The organism is Candidatus Cryosericum hinesii, from assembly GCF_003570985.1.
GTDB lineage: Bacteria > Caldisericota > Caldisericia > Cryosericales > Cryosericaceae > Cryosericum > Cryosericum hinesii.
This window is the reverse complement of sequence record NZ_QXIW01000036.1, coordinates 28960-40592: the sequence shown is the minus strand read 5'-3', so window position 1 is coordinate 40592 and position 11633 is coordinate 28960. Positions and strand designations below refer to the sequence as shown.

Genomic DNA, 11633 nt, shown 5'->3' with positions numbered 1-11633 from the left:
CCTAACTTCTCAGCAGCCTCGGGTTTGCAGTCAGAATGGGAGCTGGGCAACGGGCAAAATCCGCGTCGTCGGTTAGGATGGTCAACCCTTCACGTGCGCACAGTATGCCAATGACCTGATCGTTGAAATCATACTGCCCAGACTCAAAATCGCGAAGCAGGTCGGGGACCTGCATCTCCTCAAATCCATTCGCGATCGTCTTCGTCGCCCCCAGGATGCGCCGCACAATGTCCGTTGCGCCCTTCGCTGCCAACGGGAAGTCCGTGCTTCGCCTGAAGTCCTTGAAGTTCGTGTATGTCTTGCCGACACGTGGTACTTTCATGTCAATACGGATGTAGCGATTGATGACCTCAGATATGACTAGGACATCCGTGTAGAGGCAGCTATGGGCCGCGAGCATCTTCTGCATGGCACCGGAGTACAGCTTGACCACTTGGCTGTCGGGAGCTGACTGACCATACACGTGCATCCATACGTTCGCGTCAACGAATATCCTGTCCGTCACAGCGAAGTCATAGTCCTCAACAGAGCGCACGTTATTGCTCATCGTCTTCACCCAACACTTCTTGATGGGCCCGACGAAGCCAATCCGGATCCTTGAAGTAGGACTTGGCTGTCTCGACAACGCGCTTGAGAAGATCTGCATCCTCCTGAGACATATCCGTCACACTCAGACTGTCTCGAATCGCCTTTTCCGAAAACTCCCTATAGAGTTGCCCCACTGCCGAATTCAGAAATGCCGATGTGAGAATGGAGACGTTCTCAAACGACAAATCGACCTTTCGCCCTTCTTTCAACGCAGTCCGAACCAGGGCATAGACTCTTTCTCCATCCTCTGAAGCTACACACAACGGGCTTCCAACCACTTCATAAGGACGTATCACGACTTTTTCGGACATTTCTCCCTCCATTTCCCTTCTAGAAGATGTCGCCAAGGTTAGACTCAGACGACAGACGATATGACTTTGTGTCAGCGGTATTCAACTCGATGTTCACCACAGTCCCTGGAAAAGGCAAATCAAACAGAGATGAGCGAACAGACCCTTCCTCTAGCTCCCAATACCCTCGGTCAGAGACAATCTGGATACGCCCTCCGTTCTTCGTAGTGAAATCGGCGAGTAGCTTCAGGCCCAGGCCACCTGGAATGGGGCCCGTTCTTGTGGTGTTGGTGCCAGTAAAAGCCCATCGGATTGCCTCGTCTGCAGCCAATTCAAGTTGCTTCTTCCGTCTCAGGCTCTCACGTATTCCCATGCCCAGATCACCAATTGAGAAGTCGAGTCGATGCACATTTGGGTAGTACTGCCCACAACTATAGATACCGAGCGTCGTCCCAGAATGGATGACAGCATTGTTAAACATCTCATAGACGCTCTCAAGAAACTTCTTGTGAAGCCCTGCCGACATCTTGGGCATGCCTCTTCCCTGCAAATACTTCGAGATGTAGGAGACAAAATACCGACCATCAGTAGGCTCAAACCGCCGGTACGGGATCGTGGTCACGTTAGAATCCGTCAGTGGCAGTCTGCCATAATTGAGGAGAAACTCATTCTTGCGAAGGATATTTTCGAGACGATGGGAAGCACCAAGAATTCGAACATTATTGAGCTGGTGTGAGGCACGATACAGAAGAGCGCCTAACGGCGCAGCCATGTTGGCGTCAAACCAAGTACATCCGGACATATCAATGTCAACCTTGTCAAAAGAAACCAGTTCAAGGCTCTTGGCCAACCGCGTCAGTTGGTCGAATCCGGAACAGTCGCTTCTGGTTTTGCCGAGCGGAAAGACCACAAGACCTCCCTGAACCTCACGAGAATCCTCGTTCTGGCAATTGGCTTTTCTCCTGTCTATTCTACCTGACTTGACCCCACATTCAACTCCGAGACGCGTGTCATTATTATCGGATCGGACGACTTTTCAATAATAGTAGACAGTGCTGTTATCGCCAGCGATAATATGGAGCATGAATCGGTGCCTTATTATTGGAAAAGGGCACTCTTCGATAATAACGAAGGACGGCCTCTTAAACACGAGCCCACAGTGATCTCCGCCACTATCCATTAGAATTATTCTACTAGAATAATGCCAAAGGATGGCGACGTGCTACAAACAAGATGGGCTCCCGCCTTCGCGGGAGTGACGGATTGGCAACCTCTTATTGGGTCGCCAAGTCCCGGACAACTTCCTCGGTTGAGACCACCTTGCAGTAGATCTGGTTGAGCATCCTGGTCTCCCAGATCTGAAGGTCGGCGTTGATGGCCGACGTGGCGTCCTCCACCAGGAAGACGGTATAGCCCCAGTCTGACAAGTCGCGCACGGTGCTCGAAACGCACTGATCCGTGAACAGACCACCGACCACTACGTGCTCGATACCCATCCATCTCAGGATGTGGCCGTACTGGGTGCCCATCACGGTGCTGTCCGTGGTCTTGCAGACGACGACCTCGCCGTCGCGGGGCTTCAGCTCATCGACAACCTCCTGGTCCCGGCTGCCGATCTTGAGCAGGGTATAGTTCCAGCCCGGTCTGGCCTGCGTGGGCGAACGGTCGCGGCCATCTGCGCGCTGATTGCCGAGCGTTGCGAACGTGACAACCATCTGCTGGTCACGGAAGAAGTCGAGGAGCCGCCTGGCGTTGGGGATGACCGTCTCCTTCAGTCGGTCATACAGGTAGCTGTTGCCTGCATCCCTGAGCTCGACAGCCAAGTCCTGATCGTGCTTCTGAACATCGATGATCAGCAGCGCAGTCTTGTCCTTCAGCGGCTTTATCTTCTCCCAGTAGTCACCTTCGGAATGCACGTCGAAGTTGGGGTTCGGGAACTTCCTGAATGTCGGAGTCTTTTCATCGTCCATCTCTTTCCTCCCATCATGAGCGTTGAAATCGCCACGTGATCGCTTTCACAGATACTTGCTATATCGCTTGTGCCCCTCGCTATTATCGCCGGCGACAATATCGAGCGCAAATTGGTGCCTTATTATCGGATACTGGCACTTTCCAATAATAGTGAGGAGGGGTGTTGTTATTGTTGGCGATAATATGGAGAGCAGATCGACGTCTTATTATCGGAAATGGGCACTTTTTGATAATAACGAGGCGTGACCTTTCAAACACGGGACCACAGGGACCTCCGGCGAACAGGATGGACTCCCGCCTTCGCCGAAAGCACCCCTCGCCTTGAACAGAAAGGCTCGGGGGGAGTGACGGATCGACCGCCTGAGGGTTACCGGTCGCTGAAGTTCTTCAGATACTCCGCCACTGACCGGGTCATCTCGGCGCTGAAATCGGACATGTACTTCCGTTTGCAGAGCGCTTCGATGCTCTCCTTGTCGCCCCGCTCACTGTGCATCCCAAGGAGCTCATCAGGTTCCATTTTCCGGTAGCCGTTCTCATGGACGATATGGCTCCTGCCAAAGCGCACGGGCTTCTTGCGGTCAAGCTGCTGTTTCGTGGGATACCCGTAGACAACCAGCGTTGCGGGCATCACGAATTCGGGCAGCGACAGGAGTTCCCTTACCTGTTCGCAGTTCTCGAGGATATCCCCGATGTAGCAGGATCCAAGCCCCAGTGACTGGGCGGCCACCACGGTGTTCTGGGCGGCGATGAACGTGTCCGCACATGCGAGCATCAAGTCGCCGACGCCTGGTTTGCGCACCGTCAGTCCGGCCGCCCAGTACGTCTCGTACCACCGCTGATAATCGGCAAGGAACACGAGAACGAGCGGTGCCTTGGCGATGAAGGGCTGATGGTCGCACAGCACCGACAGCTGATCCTTGACCTTCTGATCCGTCACGTTGATGATCGTGTAGAACATCATGTTGCCGGCAGTCGGCGCTTCGAAGGCCGCGGCGATCACCTCGTTCTTGACAGCATCGGGCACGACTTTGTCCTCAAAGATGCGTACCGATTTTCTCTCCTGCAGCTGCTTGATAACCTCGTTTACCTCATTCATGGGTGTACACTCCCTTTCGTTCTGAAATATCGTTTCAACATCGTCTACAGTTGCCCGCTCGCCGAGTCTGCCCGTTCTGCCTCAAGGTCAAGGACAAACTGCGACACACTGGAGCGGAAGAACCGCTTGATGGCCGACCACTGCAGGGGCTTTCCGAGGTACACGGGATCGGGTTGCTCGTCTGCGTCGGCAAACCAGACAAGCGCCTTGCCGATGATGACCGGTTCGATGAGGGTCGGGCCAAAGCGCTGGATGGCGTTGTGCGCGACGACGCGAAATGGTGTCGTCCTGAGCACTGTGTAGAGGTCCACGAAGTCGCGCCTCGCACCACCCTGCATGATGGCGATGAGCTTCATCCCGGCAATGTCGACGGCTCCTGCAACCTTCGTTCCGTTGAACAACTCCATGGGCTCGGCAAAGGGGTACGGATACTGAAACAGCGACACCTTGACCCCGTCCACGATCATCACCGCCGTCCCCGGCTCCAACTTCAGCGACTGGACTTCGGCTGAGGTTGTCTGCACAGTCCGAAGGATGGCAACAGGGTCAAACTCGTTCCCGGCGAAGAAGTCAAAGTCGACGGACACACGGTGACCCACCTGTAATGCAAGAGCAGTACCCCCTGCCAGGACTGGGCTAAACGGTTGGAGAGCCTTGACGACGACGGGCAGGAGGCGTGCGGCTTTGGGCCGCAGACATTCAGGGTGCACAGGGCGCCTCCCTGCCAAACCACAGGTTCCAAAATGCCCGCGAGCGTGGCGACAGCCCTCTCGAAAGCGTCAGGACCTGCGCGATCGTGGTGCCGGTATAACGATGCTGCAGCCATCGCACGTCCTGCAGATCCCCCATCTCGAGGACGCGTTCGATAATGGCCGTTGCATACCTGGACGGATCCAGCGATTCAGGATCTGTGTCCCAAAACAGGCGGCGCAGGCGCTCAGGGATACCCTTCTCCTCGGACAAGCCTTCGACAACAGCCTGAACGTCCGGCCTGCTCATGGCACCAAGGTAGGTCTGAACCATGCGTTTACCCTCGCGTCGAGAGACATAGGCATACTGCCTTCCGTGAATCGTGTGAACGACGATACTCATCTTGTGGACCTCCTGCAGACATTGTACACAGCATGAGGTGTAATACAAGAATCCGTAATGCCAAAGAATGACGATCTCCTGTGGACAGGATGGACTCCCGCCTTCGCGGGAGTGACGGATCAACTGAGTGAGGCGTTGACGAGGAACCTGCAATCTGGTGTATCGCGAAGCAGGCAGCCGTAGGTGACACATGGGTTGTGAGTATTCAATTGGCCATTGACATCCCGTTTTAATGCTGCATACTCGGTGTGGATTGATGTGTTTTCACTTCACTTGACTCTTATTGGAGTAATATATGAACAAGAGAGACTCAGACAAGCAGATAAAGAAAGCAAGTCTTGCTGGACATGGATATGTTCGCGGGTCCACGCTAGGCAAGTACCATATCCAGGCACGCACGTTGAGAAGTCTGGTCGCCGAAGGCACAGCGCACAAGGTGAAACCCGGTCTCTACAAGCTGACATCATCTGGCGCAACCGCGGGAGCGTGGGAGAACTTCGTCGATGTGTGCACGGCCATGCCGTCAGCCGTCATCTGCCTCTACTCTGCCCTCAGCTACTACGATCTCACGACATTCAACCCGCCACGTGTTGCGATTGCGTTGCCTCGCAACATGACGCCGGCGCGCATGTCGTTCCCACCAGTCAAAGCCTTTCGCTTCTCGGAGCGGTTCTACTCACCCGGTATCGAGCACATAAGGGAGGGCGCGGGGCATTTTCGGATTTACTCACCCGAGAAGACGATCTGCGACTGCTTCAGGCTCCGCGGGTCCTTGGGTGAAGACCTTGCGCTCGAAGCGCTCAAAGCGTATGTTCAGTCTCACAGGTTCGATTCTGCCAGACTCGATGAGATGGCCACCGTCTGCAGGGTGACCTCAGTCATCAAGCCCTACCTCAGAGCTCTCCTGGCGGAATAGCCAGTTGGCATCAGTTCGTCGCTTGACTACACTTAATCGAGGAGGTCACTGTGTTTGAGCCAAGATTCACGATCACCAATGCGATTACGGCTAATCTGACGACAATCGAACGTGCCGTTGGCTTCATGTCAGCTGCACAGCTGTCGGACGACTGGATCCGCGACATGCAGGCGAACGCTCTCACTCTAGAAGCACATCACACGACGCATATCGAGGGCACACAGCTGACGCTTGAACAGGCCACCCAGCTGCTGGCTGGACAGACGATACCAGAGGCCGACCCGGACGATGTCCGCGAGCTGCTCAACTACCGCACCGCATTTGACCTGGTTGCTGAATACGTCGGCAGTGGCGAGCCCATGACCGAGGCGTTGATCCGCGAGATCCACAAACGGTTGGTCAAGGATGTGCGTGGAGGCTCGGCAACACCCGGCCAGTATCGGCTGGGACAGAACCTGATTGTCAATTCGGTGACCAGAGAAACCGTCTACACTCCTCCACCTGCTCATGAAGTCGAACCGTTGATGACCGACCTTGTGCAATGGCTCAATGCAGACACAAGAATCAACACGGTCCTGGTGAGCGGCATAGCACAATTCCAGCTGGTGCACATCCATCCTTTCATTGATGGCAATGGCCGCACAGCTCGGTTGCTGGCCACGTTGGTGATGTACCGTGGCAACTATGACTTCAAGCGCCTGTTTACCATCAGCGAATTCTATGACCGGGATCGCTCGGCATACTATGCGGCCCTGCAGAGTGTGCGTGGTCACGATATGGATATGACCGGCTGGCTCGAGTACTACGTGGGTGGTCTGGCCACGCAGATGCAGGAAGTGCGGAGTAAGGGAGAACTGGTCATCAAGACCAGCATTCTCCTGATCAAGGCGGGCGCTGCGGGGCTCTCGGGGACGGCTCTGAGTGTGTTTTCGGCCATCCTCAAAGACGGCGTCAACACACCATTGGCTCTTGAAGCCAAGCTTCACATGAATCGCCGCACGCTGGCGCGGCATTTGAGAAAGCTCGCCGAAGTCGGTCTCGTTCGGGCGATCCAGTCAAGTACCAACGATCCTACTAGTCATTACGAGGCCAACACTTAGTTACTGTGACACGTTACTGTGACACGTTACTGTGACACGTTACTGTGACACGTTACTGTGACACGTTACTGTGACACGTTACTGTGACACGTTACTGTGACACGTTACTGTGACAGGGCATCCGAGGAGATGGACGGGCTTCTGACCCCGATGCAGCCAGGTCACCGGCTGCAACCTTCTCGGTGAAAGGGTTGCACGTCATTAACCTACGTCACTATCCATTAGAATTATTCTACTAGAATAATGCCAAAGGATGACGATGTGCTGCGGATAGAATGAATCCCGCATCCGTGGGCATGGCGAAGCGGCAAGCTGGCACCAGTACGTCGCTGGACTATACTGGACAGAGGAGGCCCCTATGTTTGAGCCTAAATTTGCAATCAGCAATGCAATTCTTGTGGATCTGACGCGTATCGAGGGTGCCATTGGTTTTATGTCGACTGCGCACCTGTCGGACGACTGGATCCGCGATATGCAGGCAAACGCCCTGACTCTGGAAGCACACTATACGACGCATATCGAGGGCACGCAGCTGACACTTGAACAGTCCACACAGCTGCTGGCTGGGCAGACGATACCAGAGGCCAACCCGAACGACGTGCGTGAATTGCTCAACTACCGCACAGCTTTTGAGCTGGTTGCTGAATATGTCGGCAGTGGCGAGCCCATCACTGAGGCGTTGATCCGCGAGATCCACAAACGGCTGGTCACCGACGTGCGTGGAGGCTCGGCGGCGCCTGGCCAGTATCGGCTGGGGCAGAATCTGGTCGTCGATTCGGTGACCAAGGAAACCGTGTACACTCCTCCACCTGCTGAAGAAGTCCAGCCGTTGATGACCGATCTCGTGAAATGGCTCAACGCAGACACGGGTCTCAACGTGGTCCTTGTGAGTGGCATCGCACAATTTCAGCTGGTGCACATCCACCCCTTCATCGATGGCAATGGTCGCACGGCTCGGTTGCTGGCCACGCTCGTGATGTACCGTGGAAACTACGACTTCAAGCGCCTGTTCACCTTCAGCGAATTCTATGACCGGGATCCCTCAGCCTACTATGGAGCCCTGCAACGTGTGCGCAGTCACGACATGGATATGACCGGCTGGCTCGAGTACTACGTGGGCGGTCTGGCCACACAGATGGAGGAAGTAAAGACCAAGGGTGAGCAGGCCATCAAGGCAGGGGCAGCGAGGCTCTGAGAGACCGCTCTGAGCGTGTTTCGGCTATCCTCAACGCCGCCGCGTGATGAGGAGGAACGTGCGATAGGGTGTATCATAGAGTAGACAGCCATGACAGATACACAAAGCAATGTGCAAGGAGGCAGCGATGCCAAAACCGATCAACAAACAGCAACTGCTGGATGAGGCTCAGAAGAAGTACGAGGCACTGGAGCGGCAGTTTGCATCGCTCACACCGGAGGAGATGGTCCGGCCGGAAGTCATCGGCACCTGGTCCATCAAGGATATCCTGGCACACCTGTTGGAATGGCAGAAGATGTTGATGGACTGGTATGAGGCGGAACTGCGCGGCGAGACGCCAGCCGTCCCAGCCGAGGGGTACAACTGGAGTCAGTTGCCTGCGCTGAACCAGGCCATCTATGAACGGTGCCGGGACACAGCGCTGGACGACGTCAGGAGCCAGCTGGACGCATCGCACAAACACATGCTGGAGGTGGTCGCATCACTGTCTGAGGAGGAGCTGTTCACGCCCGGGCGCTACGCCTGGATCGGTATCAACACACTGGCTTCTTACGTCGACTCATGTGCCGGTGATCACTACCGATGGGCCCTGACAGGCATCCGCAGGGGGACGAAGGTCTGGTCCGGTGAGACGCCGGCAGCGAAACCAGTACATCGTGCGGCCGCGGGCACGAGCAAACGCGTGAGAACGAAGGCACCGAAGAACCCAGGCGGGACTGCCCTGCTGATCATCGATGTCCAGAGGGATCTGTTCGAGAAGACTACTCCCATCTACGAGGCCGAGAAGATGCTCGCAAATATCCGGCTCCTCGTGGACAAGGCTCGTGCAGCGAAGATCCCGGTTTTCTATGTCCAGCATTCCAATGACAAGGAGCTGGTGGAGGAGACAGACGGCTGGAAATTGCATCCCGCCCTGACGCCACTCCCCACCGACCACTTCATCCATAAGCACCACGGTAACGCGTTCGAGGACACGACGCTCAAGGCGGAGCTGGATGCCCTGCACGTGCACCATGTCGTCGTCGCAGGCCTCGTGACCCACGGCTGTGTCCAGGCCACCTGCAACGGTGCGCACGAACTGGGGTATGACGTCGTGCTGGTGAAGGACGCCCACAGCAACTACGATGCCAAAGCTCGCGACGTCATCGACGAATGGAATGAGAAGTTGAGCCACGGCATCGTGCAGCTGCAGGCTGCAGCCGACGTGGACTTTCAGTCAGCGCAGGCGTTGCGCCAGCCTGCAATCTCGCCTCCTACTGGACGATGAAACTCCCCGTCATCGTTGTCGGGTGCACATCACATCGGAAGAAGCAAGTTCCTGGTGTTGTCGGCGCATCGAACGTGTAGGTGACAGTCGACACACCCGTCGTCCTTGCTCCTTGGTAGATGATGGTTGTCGCCGCCGCTGACGTGTAGAATGCCATATTGTGTGGGATGCCGTTGTCGTTGTTCTGGAAGGTGATCGTGACATGTGCGCCCGCAGACACAAGAATAGAGTTAGTGTCAAATGCCATTCCTGCTGCCGTGACGGTGATGGTGATGGCGTTGCCGCCCGTTGAGGGGCTAGGCGTGGGGGTCGGTGTCGTCTTGGCGGCACAGCCGGCAAAGAACGCGACGAGTATAACCAATGGGATGAGAGCGAACATGCTTCGTTTATGCAGCATGAGGTACCTCCTTTGAACCACGAACCTTCGTGCCACGCAAGAATCAATCGTGTCCTCAAGGAATCTGTATGCAGTATACTCGGTACACCGACTACGTCCAAGAACGTACGGCATGAATAGTTTTGCTGACGGCGCTTGCTCAACATGCGAGACCGGGAACTTCTGAGTCTCAAGCGTCACGGATCCCGGGAACTTTCCGGGCATACCGACCGTCCTAGCAGTGAACATGAAACGCGACTTGCCGAACGAGCAGGCGCACATTCTGATAGCGTAACACAGGAGGTATGCCATGAAGAAGAGATTTGCATTTGTTGCACTGCAGTCCATTGCCATCATAGCCATTGCTGCCATCATTGCCTTCTCGCCGGCCCTCGGCGCCAGACAGCCCGTCATGGCTGACACGACGACGACCGTTCCGACAGTCAGCGTCACTGGCACTGGCAAGATCACGGTCAAACCCACCATCGCGCGCATTGACTTCGGCGTCCTTACCAGCGCAGCTACGGCGAGTGCCGCGCAGACTGAGAACGATGCCACCATGAGCAAGATCACGGCTGCCGTCAAGGCCTCTGGCATCAAGGAAGAAGACATCCAGACCACCGGATACAGCCTTCAGCCCAGGTATGTGTGGAACAAGACGACCGGGAAGAACGTCCTCGACGGCTACGACATGAACCACACCATGACGGTCACCGTCCGCAACATCAACGACGCCGGCAAGACCGTTAGCCTCATCGCTGACAATGGCGCCAACACGGTCAGCGGCATCTCCTTTGAAGTCGACGATGCAACCCTAGAACAGACCAAGCTCGCCGCCCTCAGCCTCGCCATGGCCAGTGCCCGCAAGACAGCGAACGTCGTCGCCAAGGCAGCTGGCAAGACCATCCTGTCCGTCCAGACGGTCAACGTGAACGAGAATACCTATACTCCGTACCCAATGTTCAAAGCTGCCGACACAGCGGTTGCGCAGGCCAGCGCGCCAGCCCCTGTCGAAGCCGGGACCCTGGACGTCGAGATGAGTGTCAGTGTCATCTACCTGTTCTAGAATCTGCAGTATACCTTCCTGAAGAGAACCCCCGCCTCGTGCGGGGGTTTTGGCTATGAACCGGCCTGCCGGATGCATAAACCCATAACAAGTCAGACCAGTACCTGTCGCAGGACAGACTTTCTTGTCTTGCACAGAACACTTCACGGCATAGACTGTGCAACAGAAGGAGCTGTCAGGAGGTAGCTTATGGCGACATGGTTGTTTCGGGGCAACCCGAGGGACTTTGACATCAACACGTACTTGCAGGCGCACCGTGACATCCGGTGGTATGTCCACCAGCAACTACTGATTCCCGAGATGCACCTGGGCGACCCCGTCTACGTCTGGCGCTCGGATGGCGGTTCCCCTGGAACGGGAGGAATCGTGGCCCATGGGTTCCTGTCCGGCCCAGCTGTCGTACGCGCCGACAGCAACTTCGTCACCTGGCTGCGCAAGAAGCCCGACATCTCCATCCCTACCGTCCTCATCAGGCTGGACGACATCCGCCTTACCCCCCGCGCCGGTTGCCTGCTCAGGATGGAGATCATACAGGACGCTATCCTGCGGAACCTGCAGGCCATCAGCATACCCAGCGTGGTCAACTACAAGTTGACCGCGGTCGAAGACGCGCGCCTGGACCAGGTATGGGAGGCACGGAGGGTGCGCGACCTGTAGCGACTCCTGGAGAGTCAGT

14 protein-coding genes are annotated in these 11633 nt (G+C 56.0%); 6 read left to right on the top strand and 8 right to left on the bottom strand.

Annotated elements, in window-relative coordinates:
* Position 1: 1 nt before the first annotated feature.
* The 7 genes from SMC3_RS08935 to SMC3_RS08905 all read right to left on the bottom strand — a co-directional run bounded on the left by SMC3_RS08935 (position 2) and on the right by SMC3_RS08905 (position 5037).
* The gene (locus tag SMC3_RS08935; protein ID WP_165846714.1) at positions 2–547 is read right to left on the bottom strand and encodes a PIN domain-containing protein; all 546 of its coding nucleotides are present in this window, start codon (positions 545–547) and stop codon (positions 2–4) included.
* Complete coding sequence (locus SMC3_RS08930; RefSeq protein WP_119088326.1) at positions 537–899, bottom strand: STAS-like domain-containing protein; 363 nt, start codon at positions 897–899, stop codon at positions 537–539. The genes SMC3_RS08935 and SMC3_RS08930 overlap by 11 nt, the downstream gene beginning before the upstream one ends.
* 19 nt (positions 900–918) lie before the next feature.
* Positions 919–1788: an ATP-binding protein gene (locus tag SMC3_RS08925; RefSeq protein ID WP_119088327.1), complete on the bottom strand. Its 870-nt coding sequence runs from the start codon at positions 1786–1788 to the stop codon at positions 919–921.
* Between the two features lie 364 nt (positions 1789–2152).
* Positions 2153–2848, bottom strand: coding sequence for a cysteine hydrolase family protein (locus SMC3_RS08920; RefSeq protein ID WP_119088328.1), 696 nt, complete (start codon positions 2846–2848; stop codon positions 2153–2155).
* Positions 2849–3216: 368 nt separating this feature from the next.
* Positions 3217–3945 carry a nitroreductase family protein gene (locus SMC3_RS08915; RefSeq protein ID WP_119088329.1) on the bottom strand — a complete coding sequence of 243 codons (729 nt, stop codon included), beginning with the start codon at positions 3943–3945 and terminating at the stop codon, positions 3217–3219.
* Between the two features lie 44 nt (positions 3946–3989).
* Positions 3990–4655: a nucleotidyl transferase AbiEii/AbiGii toxin family protein gene (locus tag SMC3_RS08910; RefSeq protein ID WP_165846713.1), complete on the bottom strand. Its 666-nt coding sequence runs from the start codon at positions 4653–4655 to the stop codon at positions 3990–3992.
* The gene (locus SMC3_RS08905; RefSeq protein ID WP_119088331.1) at positions 4645–5037 is read right to left on the bottom strand and encodes a DUF6922 domain-containing protein; all 393 of its coding nucleotides are present in this window, start codon (positions 5035–5037) and stop codon (positions 4645–4647) included. The genes SMC3_RS08910 and SMC3_RS08905 overlap by 11 nt, the downstream gene beginning before the upstream one ends.
* 295 nt (positions 5038–5332) lie before the next feature.
* Here SMC3_RS08905 and SMC3_RS08900 point away from each other — a divergent pair, with 295 nt between their 5' ends.
* The 4 genes from SMC3_RS08900 (at position 5333) to SMC3_RS08885 (ending at position 9515) form a co-directional block, all read left to right on the top strand.
* Positions 5333–5953 (top strand): type IV toxin-antitoxin system AbiEi family antitoxin domain-containing protein, encoded by a 621-nt coding sequence (locus SMC3_RS08900; protein ID WP_119088332.1) that lies wholly within the window; start codon positions 5333–5335, stop codon positions 5951–5953.
* A 50-nt stretch (positions 5954–6003) separates the two neighbouring features.
* A complete protein-coding gene (locus SMC3_RS08895; protein ID WP_119088333.1) occupies positions 6004–7053 on the top strand; it encodes a Fic family protein in 1050 nt (349 codons plus the stop codon).
* Positions 7054–7411: 358 nt separating this feature from the next.
* Complete coding sequence (locus SMC3_RS08890) at positions 7412–8248, top strand: Fic family protein (protein ID WP_119088187.1); 837 nt, start codon at positions 7412–7414, stop codon at positions 8246–8248.
* Between the two features lie 127 nt (positions 8249–8375).
* Positions 8376–9515: an isochorismatase family protein gene (locus tag SMC3_RS08885; protein ID WP_165846712.1), complete on the top strand. Its 1140-nt coding sequence runs from the start codon at positions 8376–8378 to the stop codon at positions 9513–9515.
* Here the strand turns inward: SMC3_RS08885 and SMC3_RS09475 are convergent.
* Positions 9502–9912: a plastocyanin/azurin family copper-binding protein gene (locus SMC3_RS09475; RefSeq protein WP_165846711.1), complete on the bottom strand. Its 411-nt coding sequence runs from the start codon at positions 9910–9912 to the stop codon at positions 9502–9504. The two genes, SMC3_RS08885 and SMC3_RS09475, sit on opposite strands and share 14 nt — an antisense overlap.
* A 289-nt stretch (positions 9913–10201) precedes the next feature.
* Between SMC3_RS09475 and SMC3_RS08875 the strand changes: the two genes are divergently transcribed.
* Both SMC3_RS08875 and SMC3_RS08870 read left to right on the top strand, forming a co-directional pair.
* Complete coding sequence (locus tag SMC3_RS08875) at positions 10202–10957, top strand: SIMPL domain-containing protein (RefSeq protein WP_119088185.1); 756 nt, start codon at positions 10202–10204, stop codon at positions 10955–10957.
* Between the two features lie 189 nt (positions 10958–11146).
* Entirely contained in the window at positions 11147–11614 is a 468-nt protein-coding gene (locus SMC3_RS08870) for a hypothetical protein (RefSeq protein ID WP_119088184.1), read from the top strand.
* Positions 11615–11633 lie beyond the last annotated feature (19 nt).